This window comes from Bradyrhizobium sp. 159 (assembly GCF_023073795.1).
In the GTDB taxonomy this organism is placed as follows: domain Bacteria; phylum Pseudomonadota; class Alphaproteobacteria; order Rhizobiales; family Xanthobacteraceae; genus Bradyrhizobium.
On sequence record NZ_JADPKE010000089.1, the window covers coordinates 182,040 to 199,558 of the forward strand.

Annotated in this window: 23 protein-coding genes, 1 pseudogene and 1 riboswitch; of the genes and pseudogenes, 18 read left to right on the plus strand and 6 right to left on the minus strand. The window is 64.3% G+C overall.

What is annotated here, in order from left to right; translation table 11 throughout:
- Positions 1–39: 39 nt before the first annotated feature.
- Entirely contained in the window at positions 40–1,254 is a 1,215-nt protein-coding gene (locus tag IVA96_RS27430) for an ABC transporter substrate-binding protein (RefSeq protein ID WP_247278428.1), read from the plus strand.
- Between the two features lie 98 nt (positions 1,255–1,352).
- On the opposite strand, the gene IVA96_RS27435 is transcribed toward IVA96_RS27430, so the two are convergent.
- The gene (locus IVA96_RS27435; RefSeq protein ID WP_247420394.1) at positions 1,353–1,877 is read right to left on the minus strand and encodes a PRC-barrel domain-containing protein; all 525 of its coding nucleotides are present in this window, start codon (positions 1,875–1,877) and stop codon (positions 1,353–1,355) included.
- 237 nt (positions 1,878–2,114) lie between these two features.
- On the opposite strand from IVA96_RS27435, the pseudogene IVA96_RS27440 reads away from it, so the two are divergent.
- Positions 2,115–2,299, plus strand: a pseudogene (locus IVA96_RS27440) (two-component sensor histidine kinase); the annotation flags it as partial.
- 1 nt (position 2,300) lies between these two features.
- Here the strand turns inward: IVA96_RS27440 and IVA96_RS27445 are convergent.
- Positions 2,301–2,501, minus strand: a complete 201-nt coding sequence (locus IVA96_RS27445; RefSeq protein WP_247278426.1) for a hypothetical protein — start codon at positions 2,499–2,501, stop codon at positions 2,301–2,303.
- 228 nt (positions 2,502–2,729) lie between these two features.
- On the opposite strand from IVA96_RS27445, the gene IVA96_RS27450 reads away from it, so the two are divergent.
- From IVA96_RS27450 to IVA96_RS27485, 8 genes are all read left to right on the plus strand, one after another.
- A complete protein-coding gene (locus IVA96_RS27450; RefSeq protein ID WP_247420396.1) occupies positions 2,730–3,293 on the plus strand; it encodes a lytic transglycosylase domain-containing protein in 564 nt (187 codons plus the stop codon).
- A gap of 155 nt (positions 3,294–3,448) precedes the next feature.
- Positions 3,449–3,577: riboswitch (TPP riboswitch) on the plus strand.
- Positions 3,565–4,575 carry an FAD-dependent oxidoreductase gene (locus IVA96_RS27455; protein ID WP_247420397.1) on the plus strand — a complete coding sequence of 337 codons (1,011 nt, stop codon included), beginning with the start codon at positions 3,565–3,567 and terminating at the stop codon, positions 4,573–4,575. (Overlaps the previous riboswitch by 13 nt.)
- Positions 4,566–4,763, plus strand: a complete 198-nt coding sequence (gene thiS, locus IVA96_RS27460; protein WP_247420398.1) for a sulfur carrier protein ThiS — start codon at positions 4,566–4,568, stop codon at positions 4,761–4,763. Before IVA96_RS27455 ends, thiS begins: the two co-directional genes overlap by 10 nt.
- Positions 4,764–4,917: 154 nt before the next feature.
- Positions 4,918–5,700 (plus strand): thiazole synthase, encoded by a 783-nt coding sequence (locus tag IVA96_RS27465; protein WP_247420501.1) that lies wholly within the window; start codon positions 4,918–4,920, stop codon positions 5,698–5,700.
- Positions 5,687–6,295, plus strand: a complete 609-nt coding sequence (locus tag IVA96_RS27470; RefSeq protein ID WP_247420399.1) for a thiamine phosphate synthase — start codon at positions 5,687–5,689, stop codon at positions 6,293–6,295. The genes IVA96_RS27465 and IVA96_RS27470 overlap by 14 nt, the downstream gene beginning before the upstream one ends.
- A 170-nt stretch (positions 6,296–6,465) precedes the next feature.
- Positions 6,466–8,364, plus strand: coding sequence for a phosphomethylpyrimidine synthase ThiC (thiC, locus tag IVA96_RS27475; RefSeq protein WP_247420401.1), 1,899 nt, complete (start codon positions 6,466–6,468; stop codon positions 8,362–8,364).
- A gap of 168 nt (positions 8,365–8,532) precedes the next feature.
- A complete protein-coding gene (locus IVA96_RS27480) occupies positions 8,533–9,051 on the plus strand; it encodes a mismatch-specific DNA-glycosylase (RefSeq protein WP_247420404.1) in 519 nt (172 codons plus the stop codon).
- A 235-nt stretch (positions 9,052–9,286) separates the two neighbouring features.
- Positions 9,287–9,937 (plus strand): glutathione S-transferase family protein, encoded by a 651-nt coding sequence (locus tag IVA96_RS27485; RefSeq protein WP_247420407.1) that lies wholly within the window; start codon positions 9,287–9,289, stop codon positions 9,935–9,937.
- A gap of 97 nt (positions 9,938–10,034) precedes the next feature.
- Here IVA96_RS27485 and IVA96_RS27490 read toward each other — a convergent pair whose 3' ends face one another.
- Entirely contained in the window at positions 10,035–10,469 is a 435-nt protein-coding gene (locus tag IVA96_RS27490) for a hypothetical protein (RefSeq protein WP_247420411.1), read from the minus strand.
- A 441-nt stretch (positions 10,470–10,910) separates the two neighbouring features.
- On the opposite strand from IVA96_RS27490, the gene IVA96_RS27495 reads away from it, so the two are divergent.
- The 3 genes from IVA96_RS27495 to IVA96_RS27505 all read left to right on the plus strand — a co-directional run bounded on the left by IVA96_RS27495 (position 10,911) and on the right by IVA96_RS27505 (position 12,204).
- Entirely contained in the window at positions 10,911–11,294 is a 384-nt protein-coding gene (locus tag IVA96_RS27495) for a RidA family protein (protein WP_247278416.1), read from the plus strand.
- A 157-nt stretch (positions 11,295–11,451) separates the two neighbouring features.
- A complete protein-coding gene (locus IVA96_RS27500; RefSeq protein WP_247420414.1) occupies positions 11,452–11,712 on the plus strand; it encodes a hypothetical protein in 261 nt (86 codons plus the stop codon).
- A gap of 240 nt (positions 11,713–11,952) precedes the next feature.
- Complete coding sequence (locus tag IVA96_RS27505) at positions 11,953–12,204, plus strand: hypothetical protein (protein WP_247278414.1); 252 nt, start codon at positions 11,953–11,955, stop codon at positions 12,202–12,204.
- An 88-nt stretch (positions 12,205–12,292) separates the two neighbouring features.
- On the opposite strand, the gene IVA96_RS27510 is transcribed toward IVA96_RS27505, so the two are convergent.
- Positions 12,293–12,778 carry a J domain-containing protein gene (locus tag IVA96_RS27510; RefSeq protein WP_247278413.1) on the minus strand — a complete coding sequence of 162 codons (486 nt, stop codon included), beginning with the start codon at positions 12,776–12,778 and terminating at the stop codon, positions 12,293–12,295.
- A 111-nt stretch (positions 12,779–12,889) separates the two neighbouring features.
- Between IVA96_RS27510 and fabG the strand changes: the two genes are divergently transcribed.
- From fabG to IVA96_RS27525, 3 genes are all read left to right on the plus strand, one after another.
- Positions 12,890–13,657, plus strand: coding sequence for a 3-oxoacyl-ACP reductase FabG (gene fabG / locus IVA96_RS27515; RefSeq protein ID WP_247278412.1), 768 nt, complete (start codon positions 12,890–12,892; stop codon positions 13,655–13,657).
- A 340-nt stretch (positions 13,658–13,997) separates the two neighbouring features.
- A complete protein-coding gene (locus IVA96_RS27520; protein ID WP_247278411.1) occupies positions 13,998–14,246 on the plus strand; it encodes a helix-turn-helix domain-containing protein in 249 nt (82 codons plus the stop codon).
- A gap of 107 nt (positions 14,247–14,353) precedes the next feature.
- Positions 14,354–14,875 (plus strand): collagen-like protein, encoded by a 522-nt coding sequence (locus tag IVA96_RS27525; RefSeq protein ID WP_247278410.1) that lies wholly within the window; start codon positions 14,354–14,356, stop codon positions 14,873–14,875.
- Positions 14,876–14,883: 8 nt separating this feature from the next.
- On the opposite strand, the gene IVA96_RS27530 is transcribed toward IVA96_RS27525, so the two are convergent.
- Entirely contained in the window at positions 14,884–15,096 is a 213-nt protein-coding gene (locus IVA96_RS27530; RefSeq protein WP_247278409.1) for a hypothetical protein, read from the minus strand.
- A 97-nt stretch (positions 15,097–15,193) separates the two neighbouring features.
- On the minus strand, positions 15,194–15,460 hold the full coding sequence (locus IVA96_RS27535; protein ID WP_247278408.1) for a DUF2277 domain-containing protein: 267 nt from the start codon (positions 15,458–15,460) through the stop codon (positions 15,194–15,196).
- A 124-nt stretch (positions 15,461–15,584) separates the two neighbouring features.
- Here IVA96_RS27535 and IVA96_RS27540 point away from each other — a divergent pair, with 124 nt between their 5' ends.
- Positions 15,585–16,646 (plus strand): alpha/beta fold hydrolase, encoded by a 1,062-nt coding sequence (locus tag IVA96_RS27540; RefSeq protein ID WP_247420418.1) that lies wholly within the window; start codon positions 15,585–15,587, stop codon positions 16,644–16,646.
- Positions 16,647–16,877: 231 nt separating this feature from the next.
- Positions 16,878–17,480 (plus strand): MSMEG_1061 family FMN-dependent PPOX-type flavoprotein, encoded by a 603-nt coding sequence (locus IVA96_RS27545; protein WP_247420503.1) that lies wholly within the window; start codon positions 16,878–16,880, stop codon positions 17,478–17,480.
- Positions 17,481–17,519 lie beyond the last annotated feature (39 nt).

A 17,519-nucleotide genomic window follows, 5' to 3' on the forward strand; every position in this document is an offset into this window, starting at 1 on the left:
GCAACAACACCCAAACAACAACACGCAGGGAGAAAGAACGTGCAAAAACTCATCGCCGCGGTCGCAGCGGGCTTCACGCTTGCCGCAACATGCAGCACCGCACAGGCCCAGATTTCCGATGACATCGTCAAGATCGGCGTGCTCACGGACATGTCGAGCCTCTATGCGGACGCGACCGGCAAGGGCTCGCTCGCCGCGGTCGAGATGGCGGTCGCTGATTACGGCGGCAAGGTTGCGGGCAAGCCGGTTCAGGTCGTCGCCGCCGATCACCAGAACAAGCCCGACGTCGGCGTCAACATCGCCCGCAACTGGTACGACAACGACAAGGTCGACGCGATCTTCGACGTGCCGACGTCCTCGGTGGCGCTGCCGGTCTCGGCGCTGACGCGCGAGAAGAACAAGATCCACATCAATTCCGGCGGCGGCTCGTCCGACATCACCGGCACCGCCTGCTCGCCCAACACGGTGCACTGGACCTACGACACCTATGCGCTGTCGAACGTCGCCGGCAAGGCGATGGTCAAGCGCGGCGAGGACAGCTGGTTCTTCGTCACCGCCGACTACGCCTTCGGCATGGCGCTCCAGCGCGACGCCGCCAACGTGGTGAAGGAGAGCGGCGGCAAGGTGCTCGGCGAGGTCCGCCATCCGCTCAACTCGTCGGACTTCTCCTCCTTCCTGCTCCAGGCCCAGGCCTCCAAAGCCAAGGTGGTCGCGCTGGCGAATGCCGGCGGCGACACCACCAACGCCTTGAAGCAGGCTTCCGAGTTCGGCCTGACCCAGGGCGGCCAGAAAATGATCGCGCTGTTGCAGGAGATTACCGACACGCATTCGCTCGGCATCAAGGCGACCCAAGGCCTGATCGTCACAGACGCCTTCTACTGGGACATGAACGAGGAGACGCGCGCCTTCTCCAAGCGCTTCAACGAGAAGGTCGGCCACATGCCGACGATGATCCAGGCCGGCCTCTACTCGGCAGCCATGCACTATTTGAAGGCGATCGACGCCATCAAGTCCGACGAGGCGCCGAAGGTGATGGAGGAGATGCGCAAGACACCGATCAACGACTTCTTCGCCAAAGGTGGCAAGATCCGCATCGACGGCCGCATGGTCCACGACATGTATCTGTTCGAGGTCAAGAAGCCCGAGGAATCCAAGGGCGAGTGGGACCTCTACAAGCTGATCGCCACCGTGCCCGGCGACGAGGCTTTCCGTCCGCTCGACAAGGGCGGCTGCCCTCTGGTGAAGGGGCATTGAACTGCGTCGTCATACGCAAGTTCGCCGCAATGACGAAAAGACACGACAGCGCGCCCGGGGAAAACCGGGCGCGCTTCGTTGAGGCGTTTAGAAGTTCATTACTCCGTGTACTTGAACTCCGGCATGTTCTTCAGCTCGTCCTTGCTGGCGTTGAACACGGCGTGGTCCGGATACCATTTCGACGCCGACGAGGTCGTGGTCGTCGCGGTCTTGTCGGTGCCGGTGGCTGCGCCAGTCGTCGTGGTCGCAGCCGGCCGGCCGGGCGGGTTGGTGGCTCCTGTGCCGGAGTAGGCGACGGCCTCGTTGACGAACTTCAGCTTCTCATAGGGCACCGCGACCAGATGCTCGCCCATGCCGAGGAAGCCGCCGACGCCGATCACGGCGATCTTGATGTTACCGCTCTTGTCCATCAAGAGGTCGTTGATCGAGCCGATGTTCTCGTTAGCCTCGTTATAGACCTTGACGCCCGACATTTTCGACACGCGCCACTGGTCGGACGCGCTCGTCGTCGTGGCGGTGGCCGCGGTCGGCGCCTTGTCGGTGGTGGCGGGCGGCGTTTGCGCGAACGCAGCGGTCGCGAGCAGTGCTGTGCCGGCAAGACCGGCGACGATCGACTTCATCATGTTGTCCTCTCCTTCGACAGAAACCTTGTGCGGAGAAAACAGCGCTGATCACGCCCAGTTCCGTGCGGGCGGCAATTTCGTCGCGCGATGCGCGAGCCGAAAAGCGCCCAGGGCATGTTCCTGCGTCACCCAGGAACATATTGCGGCGCACCGTTCCGACAATCATGCGCGCCGATCAACGTGCTGCTGGTCGAATCCGTCGTCGACGACGATCCGAAGAAGCATCCTCCGGCGGCCAAGATGCTGGAGCCGTTCGTGCGCGGCGACGACGCCTCCACCATGGACGCGCCACCGGCTTCGGGCTCGGCCCGTCGATCGCGCTCGCCCATGGCCGCGAGTTGTCACTGCACGACCGCGAGCCGCATGGCTTGATCGTGCGGATGCAATTGCCGGTGTGGCAGGAGCCGCTGCTGGCGGCGTAGCTCAAGCCGCGAGCGGCGGGTGCTTGATGGCGTGCTCATCGAAGATCGCCACCGCCTCGAAGCGGTAGCCGCAGGCGTGGCAATTCCAGAGATAGGAAACGCGGCCTTCGCCCGGCTCGATCCAGTCCGGGAATGGAATCGGCGTGCCGCACTGTGCACAGGGGTTCTGCGTGGGAATGTCGTCGATGTCTCGCGGGGTCATGGACGTCCTCCCGAATGCTGTTTTGAAAGCGATTTTTGGGCGGAGACACGAATGGACAGACCAGCTGTCGCGTAAGGCGCTCTGCCAGCTCCAAGCTTAACGTGAGTTTGAGTCGTAAAAGCGACGGCCCAACGAAAATCGCCGAAGGCGGCGTTTCGCCACATCATCGCCGTGTTCCCACGGCCTAACCCGCATGGGTGCAGGTCCGTTCTGCCAAGGAATATTTCGATGAAAATTTTACGCGTTGCCGCGCTGCTCGCAACCGCACTGATTTTGCCGCAGGGCGCATTCGCCGGCCAAGCCGAATACGCCGAGATGGTCGCAGCCCATGCCCGCGCCAACGGCGTGCCGGAGGCGCTGGTCCACCGCGTTATCATGCGCGAGAGCCGCTATCAGCCCGGCCTGGTCGGCCGCGGCGGCACCATCGGGCTGATGCAGATCAAGCTCGCGACCGCCCGCGGCGTCGGCTACACAGGCGATGCCGCAGGCCTGCGCGATCCCAACACCAACCTCACCTATGCGGTCAAATATCTCGCCGGCGCCTATCGCGCTGCCAATGGCGACCATGCCCGAGCCGTGCGTTATTTCGCGGGCGGCTATTACTATGCGGCAAAGCGGCAGCGGCAGGAGGCCGTGCAGGTCGCCACTATGGGCACGACCAAAATGGGCGAGACCAATTTTGGCGAGACTTGGCTCGAGCCGAACGGCAACCCGCAGCCGATGCTCGGCGCCACGCCGCCCAGGAAGCTCGTCCAGCGCGTCCGCAACGCCCGGGCGCAAGTTCCTCACTAGAGATCGTCATTCCGGGGCAGTCCGCAGGACCGAACCCGGAATCTCGAGATTCTCAGGTGCGCAATTGCGCACCATAGTTCGATGCTTTGCATCGCCCCGGAATGACGGCCGTGTGGCTTAACGCGTTGACACCGGCCGTCACTGGCATACATTAGAGCCGTTCCGAGGGGTGCTCCGAGGAGGAGCTGAGATACCGCTAAATGGGCAATACCGCCCAGGACCGCGGTGACCCTTTGAACCTGATCCGGGTCATGCCGGCGAAGGGACAGGGATGTTGCAGACCACCAAGCGACCGGATTCACCGGTATCCATCATCGGCGCAGGGATCGCAGGCGCCTGGCAGGCCTTGCTGTTCGCGCAGGCCGGCCATGTCGTGACGTTACACGAGCGTGGTGACGCCGCCATGACCGATGCCACCAGCCATTGGGCCGGCGGCATGCTCGCGCCCTATTGCGAGGCGGAGGTGGCCGAGCCCATCGTCAGCCGCCTCGGCCTGCGCTCGCTCGAGATCTGGCGCCGCGAATTGCCGGAAACGCCGTTCAACGGCTCGCTCGTCGTCGCCCATCCCCGCGAGCGCAACGATTTCGAGCGCTTTGCCCGCATGACGGAGGGTCACGAGCGGCTCGATGCGGCCGGTCTTGCCGCGCTGGAGCCGTCGCTGGAGGGCCGCTTCCGCGAAGCCCTGTTCTTCCCGAGCGAGGGCCACGTCGAGCCGCGCCGCGTGCTGCCGAAATTGCACGAGCGCATCCGCGCCGCCGGCGGCACCATCAAGTTCGAAAGCCGCGTCAGCGCCGCCGAGCTCGATGGCGTCGTGATCGACTGCCGCGGCCTTTCCGCGCGCGACGAGCAGCCCGAGCTGCGCGGCGTCAAGGGCGAGATGATCCTGATCGAGACGGACGAGGTGCACCTTGCGCGTCCGGTGCGATTGATCCATCCGCGCTGGCCGCTCTATGTCATCCCGCGCGAGGACAATCTGTTCATGCTGGGCGCGACCTCGATCGAGGCCGAGGACACCGGCGTCAGCGTGCGCTCGGCGCTCGAGCTGCTCGGCGCGGCCTATGCGGTGCATCCTGCCTTCGGCGAAGCCCGCATCGTCGAGTTCGGCTCGGGCCTGCGTCCCGCTTTTCCCGACAATTTGCCGCGGATCGGCATTCGCGGCGAGAAGATCGCCGTCAATGGCCTCTATCGCCATGGCTTCCTGCTCGCGCCGGCGCTCGCCGAGCTGACACTTGCCTATGTCCAGCGCGGCCAGATCGACAATGAGGTGATGCAGTGCGGGTGATCGTCAATGGTGAGCAGCGCGAAGTGAGCTCGGCCAGCGTCGACGCGCTGCTCACCGAGCTCGGCTACGAGGGCACCCATTTCGCCATCGCGCTCAATTACGACGTCGTGCCGAAAAGCCGCTGGGCGGAGACGCAGCTGAAAGCCGGCGACGAGATCGAGATCATCACGCCGCGGCAGGGAGGGTGAAGTGATGATGGCGCGCTCTCTTCGCGACGACGGCTCTTTTTGGCTCGTCATTCCGGGGCACGCGAAGCGTGAACCCGGAATCTCGCGCCGCAACTTCGAGATTCCGGATCGGACCGCGTCCCGCGGCCCGTCCGGAATGAAGGGGGAATTCATCATGGTGACCTTCTACGGCAAGACCTTCGCCTCGCGCCTGCTGATCGGCAGCGCGCTCTATCCCTCGCCCGCGATCATGCAGGCCGCGATCCGCGCCTCCGGCGCGAGCATCGTCACCGTCTCGCTGCGCCGCGAATCCGCCGGCGGCAAGACCGGAGACGCGTTCTGGAAGCTGATCCGCGAGCTTGACGTCACGGTGCTGCCGAACACCGCCGGTTGCCGCAGCGTACGGGAGGCGGTGACGACGGCAAAACTCGCCCGCGAATTGTTCGGCACGTCCTGGATCAAGCTCGAAGTGATCGCCGACAACGACACGCTGCAGCCCGACGTCGTCGGCCTGGTCGAGGCGGCCAGCATCCTGATCAAGGACGGCTTTGAGGTGTTCCCCTATTGCACCGAGGATCTCTCGGTCGCCAACCGCCTGGTCGATGCCGGCTGCAAGGTGGTGATGCCATGGGCAGCCCCCATCGGCTCGGCCCGCGGCATCACCAACCGCGACGCGCTGAAACTGCTGCGCGAGCGGCTGCCCGACATCACGCTGGTGGTTGACGCCGGCTTAGGGGCGCCCTCCCACGCGGCCCACGCGCTGGAGCTCGGCTACGATGCCGTGCTGCTCAACACCGCGATCGCAAAGGCCGCCGACCCCGTTGCGATGGCCAACGCCTTCCGTCTCGGCGTCGAGGCCGGCCGCACCGCTTACGAAGCCGGGCTGATGGACGCCCGCGACTTCGCCTCCCCCTCCACCCCTGTCGTTGGGACCCCGTTCTGGCATGCCGTATCCTGATCCTTTCTATCCCGTCGTCGACAGCCTCACATGGGTCGAGCGCCTGACGAAACTCGGCGTCGGCACCATCCAGCTGCGCGCGAAAGAGCTGAACGATGCCGACGCGCTGCAGATCGTCACCGATGCGCTGGCGATCACCAAAGACACGCAGGCCAAGCTGGTCGTGAACGACTATTGGCGCGCCGCGGTCGTCGCCGGCGCAAAATATCTGCATCTCGGCCAGGAGGATCTGGCGGATGCCGATCTCAAGGCCATCCGCGAGTCCGGGCTGTCGCTCGGCATCTCCACCCATGACGACGACGAGCTTGCGACCGCGCTCAAAGCCAAACCCGACTACGTCGCGCTCGGCCCGATCTTCTTCACCACGCTGAAATCGATGCGCTTCGAGCCGCAGGGCATTCCAAAAGTCACCGAATGGAAAAAGCGCATCGGCGATATCCCGCTGGTCGCGATCGGCGGCATCAAGCTCGAGCACGCCGCGGAGATTTTTGCCGCAGGCGCGGATTCCATCGCCGTGGTTTCCGACGTCACGCAAAATCCCGACCCGGATGCGCGCGTGCGGCAATGGCTCGACCTGTCGAAGGAGGCTGCGTGATGATCGCTCCGCTCTCACCACCCGTCATTGCGAGCGAAGCGAAGCAATTCAGGAACTTTCCGCGAAGGCGGTCTGGATTGCTTCGTCGCAAGGGCTCCTCGCAATGACGGAGCAAGAATTCACCGCAGTCGCGCCAACGCACGCAGAACAGAATTAACCGGAGAATCCCCATGAACATCCGTTCCAACCCCGACAAGACCGTCCCCGCCGTCACCACCGGTCCCCTTCCCTCCTCGCGAAAAATCTTCGCGACGCCCGACGCCGCGCCCGACCTGCGCGTGCCCCTGCGCGAGATCATCCTCTCCGAAGGCGCCGGCGAGCCGAACCTGCCGGTCTACGACACCTCGGGTCCCTACACCGACCCGAGCGTGACCATCGACGTCAACGCCGGCCTTGCGCGCAACCGCAAGCAATGGGTGCTGGAGCGCGGCGGCGTCGAAGAATATGACGGGCGCCAGATCAAGCCGGAGGATAATGGCAGCGTCTCCACCGACAAGGCCGCGCGCGCCTTCTCGGCCTATCACAAGCCGCTGCGCGGCCTTCCCGGCCACAAGACCACGCAGCTCGAATTCGCCCGCGCCGGCATCATCACCAAGGAGATGATCTACGTCGCCGCCCGCGAAAATCTCGGGCGCAAACAACAGCTCGAGCGCGCGGAAGCCGCGCTCGCCGACGGCGAGAGCTTTGGCGCATCGGTGCCCGCCTTCATCACGCCGGAGTTCGTGCGCGACGAGATCGCGCGCGGCCGCGCCATCATCCCCTGCAACATCAACCATTCCGAGCTCGAGCCGATGATAATCGGCCGCAACTTCCTGACCAAGATCAACGCCAATATCGGCAACTCGGCGGTGACCTCTTCGGTCGAGGAAGAGGTCGAGAAGATGGTGTGGGCGATCCGCTGGGGCGCCGACACCGTGATGGACCTCTCGACCGGACGCAACATCCACACCACGCGCGAATGGATCTTGCGCAACTCGCCGGTGCCGATCGGCACCGTGCCGATCTACCAGGCGCTGGAGAAGTGCAATGGCGATCCGGTCAAGCTGACCTGGGAGCTCTACAAGGACACCTTGATCGAGCAGTGCGAGCAGGGCGTCGACTATTTCACCATCCACGCCGGCGTGCGCCTGCAATACATCCATCTCACCGCCAGCCGCGTCACCGGCATCGTCAGCCGCGGCGGCTCGATCATGGCGAAGTGGTGCCTGGCGCACCACAAGGAGAGCTTCCTCTACACGCATTTCGACGAAATCTGCGACCTCATGCGCAAATATGACGTCTCGTTCTCGCTCGGCGACGGCCTGCGGCCCGGCTCGATCGCGGATGCCAATGACCGGGCGCAGTTTGCCGAGTTGGAGACGCTCGGCGAACTGACGAAAATCGCGTGGGACAAGGGCTGCCAGGTCATGATCGAAGGCCCCGGCCACGTGCCGATGCACAAGATCAAGATCAACATGGACAAGCAGCTCAAGGAGTGCGGCGAAGCGCCATTCTACACGCTTGGACCGCTGACCACCGACATCGCGCCGGGCTACGACCACATCACCTCAGGCATCGGCGCTGCCATGATCGGCTGGTTCGGCTGCGCCATGCTGTGCTACGTCACGCCGAAGGAGCATCTCGGCCTGCCCGACCGCAACGACGTCAAGACCGGCGTCATCACCTACAAGATCGCCGCCCATGCCGCCGACCTCGCCAAGGGCCACCCCGCCGCGCAACTGCGCGACGACGCCCTCTCCCGCGCGAGATTCGAATTCCGCTGGACCGACCAATTCAACCTCGGCCTCGATCCGGACACCGCAAAGAGCTTCCACGACGAGACCCTGCCCAAGGAAGCCCACAAGGTCGCCCATTTCTGCTCGATGTGCGGCCCAAAATTCTGCTCGATGAAGATCACCCAGGACGTGCGGGATTACGCGGCGACGCTGAACGATCCGAACTCGGTGGGCATGTCGATGGCCGGCAGCGTCGAAGACGGCATGAAGCAGATGAGCGAGAAGTTCAAGGAGATGGGATCGAGCGTATATTTGGATGCGGAGAAGGTGAAGGAGAGTAATCGGGTGTTGTAATTCTCCGCTCGTTATGCGCGGGCTTGCTCGAGCATCCATCAGGAGCGAGAAGCCGGGCGAAAGCTCGGCTTCTTTTTAGAGCGCAGCGTAGCCAGGGTGACATCCGGGATTGACAGCGGCCCGGACGCCGCTGACGCTCTGTAGGTTACAACGCAAAAGTTGGCCGATTTGCCCACCCCTACCCTCCACCGCCTCCCCGACCAGCTCCGTCCCAACCTCCGCCTCGTCTTTGTCGGCACCGCCGCCTCGACGCGCTCGGCTGAACTCGGGCACTACTACGCCCATCCCCGCAACCGCTTCTGGCGCGCCATCCATGAGGCCGGGATCACGCCGCGGCGCTATCAGCCGGGCGAGTTTGCATCGCTGATCGCGCTCGGGATCGGCTTCACCGATCTCTCCAAGTCGGGCGCCGGGATGGATCACCAGATCGCGGCGGAGACGATCGACGTGCCGGGCTTCAGGGCGAAGATGGAAAAGTATCGGCCGCGGACGATTGCGTTCACGAGCAAGAAGGCGGCGAGCTTGTTCTATGGCCGGCCGTCGGCTGCGATTGCGCTGGGGCGACAACCGCGCGATGCCAGCCTGCCGGAGGTCTTCGTGCTTCCCTCGCCGTCCGGTGCGGCGTCCGGGCATTGGACGATCGAGCCGTGGCGCGAGCTGGCGGCGTGGATCGATCGCGCGCACTGAATAGTTTCCTCGCGGAACGCCTCCGCTCTCGTGTCCCGGGCAAGCGGAGCGCAGACCCGGGACCCAGAGGCTCCGGTACGGATCCGCCATGGGCCCCGGCTCTGCAGCGCATCACGCCGCAAAAAGCGGCGCGCTGCACCGCGTCCGGGGCACGCCGCCACTCGCCTTGCGCTAGCCTGTCGGAAACTGCGTCGGTCGTTCGTCCTCTGGAAACAGACCACCCCGGAGCCTACGCATGCCGCCCACCATCACCGCCTTCGAAAACTCCCCCGACCGCGGCCGGGGGCAGGCGCGCGACATGCGGGTGCGCTGGGCGCTGGAGGAGGTCGGCCAGCCCTACGATGTGCGTCTTGTTTCATTCGAGGCGATGAAGGCACCGGCGCACCTTGCGCTGCATCCGTTCGGGCAGATCCCCACCTATGAGGACGGCGATCTCGCGCTGTTCGAGTCCGGGGCGATCGTGCTGCATATCGCCGAGCGCCACGATGGCTTGCTCCCGAAGGATGCGAATGCGCGGAGCCGTGCGATCGCGTGGATGTTTGCCGCACTCAGCACGGTGGAGCCGCCGATCGTCGAGCTCGCCATGGCGATGCTGTTCGAGCGCGACAAGAGCTGGTACGCGGAGCGCCTGCCCATGCTCCAGGACCGCGTCCGTGTCAGGCTCGGCGAATTGTCCCGCCACCTCGGCAGTGCCGACTGGCTCGACGGCGCGTTCAACGCCGGCGATCTCATGATGGTGACGGTGCTGCGCAGGCTGAACACATCGGGCTTACTCGACGAATATCCTGCCGTTGCCGCCTATGTCGGCCGCGGCGAAGCGCGGCCGGCTTTCAGGCGGGCGTTCGATGCGCAGCTTGCGGTGTTCAACGCCGCGTCGCGACCGTAGGGTCGGCAAAGCGAAAGCGTGCCACCAACTGTTTTGTATTGTGCTGACACTAATGGTGCGCACGGCGCTTGCGCGCCTTCCACCCAGGGCACCTCGCCTACCGCATCGTGATCGCAAGCCCGCTGAGATCTGCATTCGCCATCAACCCGACCTGCTGGCCGGTCAATTCCAGCACCGCGCCCTTCTGGTTGGTCAGCACGATGGCACGGGCGCCGCGGCCGACGGCAAGGCCGGCACCGGCGGCGCCGTAGACGCCAGCCACATCCGAGGGACGGTTGATGTTGGAGACCCGGCCGCGCAGTACGGTTTTCGAGCCGCCGAACACGAGGCCGTAATCGAGGCCGCCGGTGGAGAGCCCATAGGTGCGGCCGCGGAAGCTGAGCACACCGCTGCCGCCCGAGCCGCCGATGATCCAGCCCGCCTTGTAGATCGTCAGCGTCACGAAGCCGCTGTCGGCCCGTGCCGCAGTCGCAAGGCCAGCCAGGGCGATGATGGCGACCAGCACGGCGCGGAAGGTGGATGCGAACTTCATGGGTGTCTCCGGGGGGCTATTTTTCAGGGGGATCGAATCAGACGCGACAAATCTATCCGATCGATCGCGGCGGCAACATGATGGGGCGGACGTGACGTGCAAGATGCAGCATCCAACTGTCATCGCCCGCGCAGGCGGGCGATCCAGTATTCCAGAAGCGGTCATGGTTGAGCCGAGAGGCCGCGGCGGCCGCCGAAGCTTTAGCGAAGGCGGCAAGCCGGGGCATGACGGTGGAGTTTGAAGCTACAGGGCATTGTCGCCATGATGCCATTCTGCCAGTGTTTTGCCCGACGGGTCAACGATTATTTCGGACTTCCCGAATACATTGACACGTCTCGGCTTTTCTACTGTGCATGGGGTTGTTTTCGCATATTTTGTTTTGAGCGGCCCCCGGCCTGCCGCTACGCTCGTGAAACACGAGAAAACCGACCGAGGTGATCCATGCCGATTCAGCATTTCGCGCCCCCGCCGCACGTCAAGGCGCCGCCGCTGTCCTTTGCCACGCGCGTCGGCGACCTCCTGTTCGTCTCCGGCATTCCCGGCTTCGATGCCAATGGCACGCTGCCCGATGGGTTCGAGGCGCAGTTCGCCAACGTCGTCGTCAACATCAGACGCGTGCTCGACGAGGCCGGCGCGACCATCCGCGACCTCGCCAAGGTCAACGTGCTCTTGACCCGCGCCGCGGACGTTGCCGCCATGAACGCGCTCTATGCCGGCGCCTTCGGCCCGCCGCCCTACCCCGCGCGCACAACTTGCGTGGTGCAGGCGCTGCCCGATCCGAAGATGCTGATCGAGATCGAAGCGGTGGCATCGCTGTCGAAGTGAGCCGCACGAAGTGCGTGTGACTTGCCGGGCACGCGGCCAAACCAAATGCCCGGCGCTGTCTGACATGTCCGTGAACGGCCGCTCCCCGGCTTGCCAAGAACCTGCTTTTACCGCACGAATTTTCGCGTCACACACTTCCCCCACAAGGAGATACTTCATGCGTCGCGCACTCGCGCTCTGTGCCGTTGCCGGCATCGCTTCTTCCGTGTTCGCCGTGCCCGCTTCGGCGAAGGCCGGCTATTACGTGATCCGGTGGGACAACACCGGCATCTGCCAGGTCTGGAACGAGGACCTGCAATACAAGCCGTTCCAGTTCGGCGTGTCGACCTACAAGGTCGTCAGCAAGCCGCTCCCGACCTTCCAGGCCGCCTCCGACCTCCAGATCAAGCTGCGCTCGGAGCGCCGCTGCACGTTCTGAAGCTGACGCAACGGACCGGGCTTGAAGGGCGGATCGCAGGAGCGATTCGCTCTTTTCTTTTCGGAAGAGGCTCACGTTTTCCGGGCCAAATTCACGCATTTTCCCGCGTGTCCGCTTTGAACCCGATCGGCCGGCGGACCTACTCACATCTTGTCCGGGGCGTATGCCAAAAACGTCCCGCACCGCCCCTCCCCGTCATTGTCGGGAGGCGCATCCCATCTTTCATTTGAGGAGCTGATCATGCATCGTATTTCCGTGCTCTGCGCTGCCGTCGGTCTTGCCGTCACTGCGTTCGTCGCTGCGAGCCCTGCCGAGGCCGGCTATCACCTGATCCGCTGGCAGGACACCGGCTTCTGCCAGATCTGGGACGAGAGCATCCCGACCATGCCCTGGCCTTCCGACTATGCCCGCGTCAGCGCGACCGTCCCGACGTTCGGCGATGCGTTGATGGTGAAAGATCAGGCGCTCAGGAACGGCCATTGCACCTGGTAACGATTCGATCGGCGGACGAAGAGCCGTGCAAGGACGCCAGCGTTCTTGCCCGGCCGTTTTTTTTGCGTGAACGTGAGCTGACCCGCTCTCACGCGTCCTTGTGTGCACCCGGATGAATCAGGATGTCGCGCGCGGCGGCGAGGTCGATGAAGGCTTGCGCGCTGCCGCCATGGTCGGGATGCATGCCCTTGGCAGCGCGGCGATAGGCCCGGTTGATATCGTCGCAAGTGAGCTGCACGGCGAGCGGCAGGCCGAGAACCTTGCGGGCGCGATCCTCGCTCGACAGCTTCTTCGGCATGGCATTGCGGCGACCGAAGCGCGGCGCGGTCAGATCATGAATGACATCGAGGACCACACCGACGCGGCGCTGGGCCGCCAGCGTGACGCTGTGATCGTCGTTGTCCGCGGCCTGGCGCAGCACCGGCAGCGCCTGCTCCGCCGCCCGGCGCAGCGTGACGTCGCTGCTCATCCGCGCGATCTCGGTCACCAAGCGGCCCGCCTCGGCCCAATCGGCAGACTGCGCCGACCGCAGGCGCTCGAGCGCCAGTTTCCAGGATTCAAGCCGTTCCATCATGCGCGCAACGTTTAGCAATCAAGATCAGTATGCCAAGGCCGCCGTTTCCGACCCCTTAATTTCGAGTTAGCTTTTCGTGAAACTTCGCAAAGAAATCGGGAGGAAACTGTCATGGCATTGCTCGCAAACCACATCGCCGTGGTCACCGGCGCCGGTTCCGGCATCGGCCGGGCGATTGCGGCCGGCTACGCGCGGGAAGGCGCGCAAGTGGTGCTGCTCGACGTCAATGCCGACACGGTGGCGGAGGCCGCCCAGGAGATCCGCAAAGCTGGGGGCAAGGCCGAGAGCTTTGCGCTGGACGTGACCAGGCGCGAGGATTGCTTCGCGCTGGCACAGCAAATCGCCGACAAGGTCGGGCAGGTCTCGATCCTCGTCAACAATGCCGGCATCACCCGCCGCAACGCCTTCACCGCCGAGACGGAGACGGTGGCGAAGGATTGGAACGACATTATCTCACTCAATCTCAACGGCGTCTTCAACATGACGCAGGCGTTCCTCGCGCCCTTGCGCGCGAGCAAGGGCCGCATCGTCAATATCGGTTCGATCCAGTCCTTCGTGCATCTGCGCACGCCGAGCTCGGCGGCCTATACCACCTCGAAACACGGCGTGCTCGGCTTCACCAAGGCGCTCGCGGTCGAGCTCGGCAAGGAAGGCGTGCGCGTCAACGCGATCGGGCCCGGCTTCATCGAGACCAACATCAACGCCAATGTGCGCGCGACCAATCCGGCGCTGGTGCAGGCCTTCGTCGATCACACCCCGCTGGCGCGCACCGGCAAGCCCGAGGACATCGTGGGACCGGCAATCTTCTTGGCCTCGGATCTGTCGGCCTTTGTCACGGGAACGATCGTGATGGTGGACGGCGGATATCGGACGGTGTGAACGAGGGACCAAGCTGCATCCATATACGCGCTGTCACCGCCCGCGCAGGTGGGCGATCCAGTATTCCAGAGAGTCTGATGTCTCACGAGGTGCCGCGGGGTACGGGATCGTCCGCTTTCGCGGACGATGACACGGTGTGTGACGCGAGATCGACCCGCATCAGCTCCCATCCCGCGCCAATCGCGGCGGCTTCGCGGCATTGCTGAGGTCAATTGGTGCGATCGTCCACGGTTAACCTTTCGTTAACCAAACCCGACCACCGTACATCTACAGCTTGGGGGTCGTTTGTTCTCGATCCGCTTCCAATGATGGAAGCGGGCGTTGATCGGGGAGTATGTTGATGACCACTGTTCATGTCGCCGCGTCCCAGCCGGACGCGCAATTCCTTGCACCCAACCAGATCGTTCCGTTGCTGATCGGCGCGACCGTCGACGAAGTCGAGCGCGAGCTCGTGCTCCAGACCCTGGCGCGCTGCGACGGCAACCGCACGCGTGCCTCGCGCGTGCTCGGCCTGTCGGTGCGCACGCTGCGCAACAAGATCCGGCTCTATGCCGCCTCCGGAATCGACGTGCCCGCCTATCAGGATTAGTGCGCGGTGCCGATTGATGTTGGCCGATCCCGTGCGAGACGCGGGCGGAATTGCTGCTGTCGTCAAACGCCGCTAAGTAGCTTGCTTCCGTGACAGGGAGCAGCGGCGTGGCAGACGATCAGGGACGACGGCAGGGACCTCAGGGACCGCGCGGGCGGCAGGGTGAGCCGGGACGGCCGGGACCACAGGGTCATCCGGGCCGGCGCGGCCCCGACGGCGCGCGCGGCAAGCCGGGTCCGCAAGGCAAGCCGGGGCCGATCGGAAAGGCCGGACCGCCAGGCAAGCCTGGTCCGCAAGGCAAGCAAGGCGAAGCCGGTCCGCGCGGACCGGCCGGCGCGCAGGGGCCTGTCGGACCGCAGGGGCCGGCGGGGCCGCAAGGCCCGCGTGGCGAGGCCGGACCGCCCGGCCAATTGCCGTCGGTCGAACAGGTGCTGCCGTGGCTCGAGCAACTCTTCGACGCCTGGGACGAACGCCGCCGCCAGCGCGAGCATGAAGCCGCCGAGCGCGAGGCGCTGGAGGCCGCCGTGCAGGAGCCTGACGAGCCGATCGCCGATGACGGAAGCGACGACGGCGAAGACGAGGTCGATAGGAAAAAGAAGAAAAAGAAGAAGCACGGCAACAAGGGTTAGCAGACAGCCTATTCTTTGTTTTCGCGTCGCGGCAGCATGCCCATGCGCTCGAACTGCCAGCGCATGGCGCGATACCAGAGATAGCCCACTGCGGCGCCGCACAGGGCGAGGATGATCATGTTCATGCTCGAGAAGGAGCCGCCCCACCACATCATCCAGGCAGTCCACAGCACTGTGAGGACGATGGCACCTGCTTTCAGAGGAAGAAGGGGGCGGCTCATGATCCTGCTCCGGGCTGTCGAAATCCCGGCGGTCATCATCGCGCAGTAGGATTCTTGCTTCCGTGAGCCAGATCACGGAATGGGCTATCGGGAAAACCTATCCGAACCGCAGCCGCGAGCGCTCCTTTGCCTTTTCCGCCTCGACCTCGCGGTCGCGCGCCGGCGCATGGGTGTGCAGCGAGGCCAACAGCCGCCGCGCCGCCTCCGAGACTTCCGCCACCGCGCGTTCGAACACCTCCTCATTGGCCTGCGATGGCTTGTTGAAGCCGGACAGCTTTCGCACGAACTGGAGCGCGCTGGCGTGGATCTCGTCCTCCGTCGCCGGTGGTTCGAAGTTGAACAGCGTCTTGATGTTGCGGCACATGCAGTCTCTCCGGATATATCCCCAAGGACGGTTGGCAACGGCGAAATCCTACATCCTTCCCCGCACTTCTGTTAAGTTCCGCGGCAACGCGGCCGCCCAATACGTGCCGCATGGGGAGAGAAACATGAAAGCTTCTTGCGCGGCCTTGTCGGCCGTTCTGCTTTCCATCTCAACGTCAGCATGGGCAGCCGACTATCCGGCGCCCAACCAAGGCGACTGGATCGCCCGGGATTTCAAGTTCCACACCGGCGAGACCATGCCGGAGCTGAAGCTGCACTACACCACCGTCGGCGAGCCGAGCGGCCAGCCCGTGCTGGTGCTGCACGGAACAGGCGGCTCGGGCGCGAGCATGCTGGCGCCCGCCTTTGCCGGCGAGCTGTTCGGCCCAGGGCAACCGCTCGATGCCTCCAAATACTACATCATCATTCCCGATAGTATCGGCCATGGCAAATCATCAAAGCCCTCCGACGGCATGAAGACGAGCTTTCCGAAGTACAATTACGACGACATGGTCGAGGCGCAACATCGCCTGGTGACAGAGGGCCTCGGCGTCAAGCATCTGCGGCTCGTCATCGGCAATTCGATGGGCGGCATGCACACCTGGCTATGGGGAGAAAAATACCCGAGCGCGAGGGACGCGCTGATCCCGATGGCCTCGCAGCCGACCGAGATGGCCTCCCGCAACTGGATGCTGCGGCGGATCATGCTCGACACCATCCGCAACGATCCCGATTACAATGGCGGCAATTACACCAGCCAGCCCCGCATGATGAAATACGCCATCACGGCCTATGGCATCGCCAGCATCGGCGGCACGCTGGCCTATCAGCAGCAGGCGCCGACAGCAGCGAAGGCCGACAAGATCGTCGACGATCGGCTCGCGACGCCGATCACCGCGGATGCCAACGACTTCGTTTATCAGTGGGAATCCTCGCATGACTACAATGCCGGGGAGAAGCTGGAGCAAATCGAAGCCCCGCTGCTTCTGATCAATTCCGCCGACGACGAGCGCAACCCGCCCGAGACTGGCATTACGGACGCTGCGATGAAGCGGGTCAAGAACGGTCGGCTCTTCCTGATCCCAGCGAGCACTGAGACGCGCGGCCACGGCACCACTGGCAATGCGAAATTCTACAGCGAGCAGATCCGGCAATTTCTGCAGACGGCGCCGCAGCGGACGATGTAGGAGCGCCACACGCGCCCTCATCTCGCAAGGCATCATATGCAGGGCCTCGACGCCGCATATGATTTGAGCAATGCATTGCGCTGACAGCTCGGTTAATCGCGCCGACGATACGAATCGACGCGCGGGACAATCGCGCCTTTCGTCGGCGGATGCGGTTTAGCGGTATGGATTTCGTTGGCTGGAGGCGCCTGATCGGGTAGCTTGAGGCAAACCAGAAGCGGAGGCATGCCGTTGACCGATCTTTGCGCCGAAGACCTCGCAACCATCTATGCCAAGCCATCGCCGCGCGTCATTGCGAAAGCGCGGCCCGCGATCGATGCGCATGCGAAGAAATTCATCGAGATGTCGCCGTTCTGCGTGCTCGCGACATCGGGAGCGGACGGCAGCGTCGACGCTTCGCCCCGCGGCGGCGGCATCGGCTTCGTCCACGTTGCCGGTCCCAACCAGCTGTTGATGCCCGACCGCTCCGGCAACAACCGGATCGACAGTTTTCGCAACGTCGTCGAAGGCTCGGGCTTCGTGCACCTGTTGTTCTTCGTACCAGGGATCGACGAGACGCTGCGCGTCGGCGGACGCGGCACGTTGTCGGCTGATCCGGATCTGGTTGCCTCGATGGTGGAATTCGGCAAGCCGCCGCGCGCGGTGCTGAACGTCGCCGTCACCGAGGTCTATTTCCACTGCGGCAAGGCGCTGATGCGCTCGAAGCTATGGTCACCGGAGAAGGTGCAGCGCTCGGTGATGCCGAGCATCGTCGAAATCATCCACGAGCAGACCAGCCTCGGTGAGCCGCAGAGTCAGGAGATCGTGGAGGAGCTCTACAAGACGCAGCTGTAGCTGGCGCAACCGGTGTCGTCCCGGCGAAGGCCGGGACGA

Excerpts from the sequence above, each read along its gene's own strand:
- IVA96_RS27435 (WP_247420394.1), bottom strand. The coding sequence starts at position 1,877 with ATGATGAAGTCGATCGTCGCCGGTCTTGCCGGCACAGCACTGCTCGCG.
- IVA96_RS27445 (WP_247278426.1), bottom strand. The coding sequence starts at position 2,501 with ATGACCCCGCGAGACATCGACGACATTCCCACGCAGAACCCCTGTGCA.
- IVA96_RS27450 (WP_247420396.1), top strand. The coding sequence starts at position 2,730 with ATGAAAATTTTACGCGTTGCCGCGCTGCTCGCAACCGCACTGATTTTG.
- IVA96_RS27455 (WP_247420397.1), top strand. The coding sequence starts at position 3,565 with ATGTTGCAGACCACCAAGCGACCGGATTCACCGGTATCCATCATCGGC.
- IVA96_RS27465 (WP_247420501.1), top strand. The coding sequence starts at position 4,918 with ATGGTGACCTTCTACGGCAAGACCTTCGCCTCGCGCCTGCTGATCGGC.
- IVA96_RS27470 (WP_247420399.1), top strand. The coding sequence starts at position 5,687 with ATGCCGTATCCTGATCCTTTCTATCCCGTCGTCGACAGCCTCACATGG.
- thiC (WP_247420401.1), top strand. The coding sequence starts at position 6,466 with ATGAACATCCGTTCCAACCCCGACAAGACCGTCCCCGCCGTCACCACC.
- IVA96_RS27485 (WP_247420407.1), top strand. The coding sequence starts at position 9,287 with ATGCCGCCCACCATCACCGCCTTCGAAAACTCCCCCGACCGCGGCCGG.
- IVA96_RS27490 (WP_247420411.1), bottom strand. The coding sequence starts at position 10,469 with ATGAAGTTCGCATCCACCTTCCGCGCCGTGCTGGTCGCCATCATCGCC.
- IVA96_RS27495 (WP_247278416.1), top strand. The coding sequence starts at position 10,911 with ATGCCGATTCAGCATTTCGCGCCCCCGCCGCACGTCAAGGCGCCGCCG.
- IVA96_RS27500 (WP_247420414.1), top strand. The coding sequence starts at position 11,452 with ATGCGTCGCGCACTCGCGCTCTGTGCCGTTGCCGGCATCGCTTCTTCC.
- IVA96_RS27505 (WP_247278414.1), top strand. The coding sequence starts at position 11,953 with ATGCATCGTATTTCCGTGCTCTGCGCTGCCGTCGGTCTTGCCGTCACT.
- IVA96_RS27510 (WP_247278413.1), bottom strand. The coding sequence starts at position 12,778 with ATGATGGAACGGCTTGAATCCTGGAAACTGGCGCTCGAGCGCCTGCGG.
- fabG (WP_247278412.1), top strand. The coding sequence starts at position 12,890 with ATGGCATTGCTCGCAAACCACATCGCCGTGGTCACCGGCGCCGGTTCC.
- IVA96_RS27520 (WP_247278411.1), top strand. The coding sequence starts at position 13,998 with ATGACCACTGTTCATGTCGCCGCGTCCCAGCCGGACGCGCAATTCCTT.
- IVA96_RS27530 (WP_247278409.1), bottom strand. The coding sequence starts at position 15,096 with ATGAGCCGCCCCCTTCTTCCTCTGAAAGCAGGTGCCATCGTCCTCACA.
- IVA96_RS27535 (WP_247278408.1), bottom strand. The coding sequence starts at position 15,460 with ATGTGCCGCAACATCAAGACGCTGTTCAACTTCGAACCACCGGCGACG.
- IVA96_RS27540 (WP_247420418.1), top strand. The coding sequence starts at position 15,585 with ATGAAAGCTTCTTGCGCGGCCTTGTCGGCCGTTCTGCTTTCCATCTCA.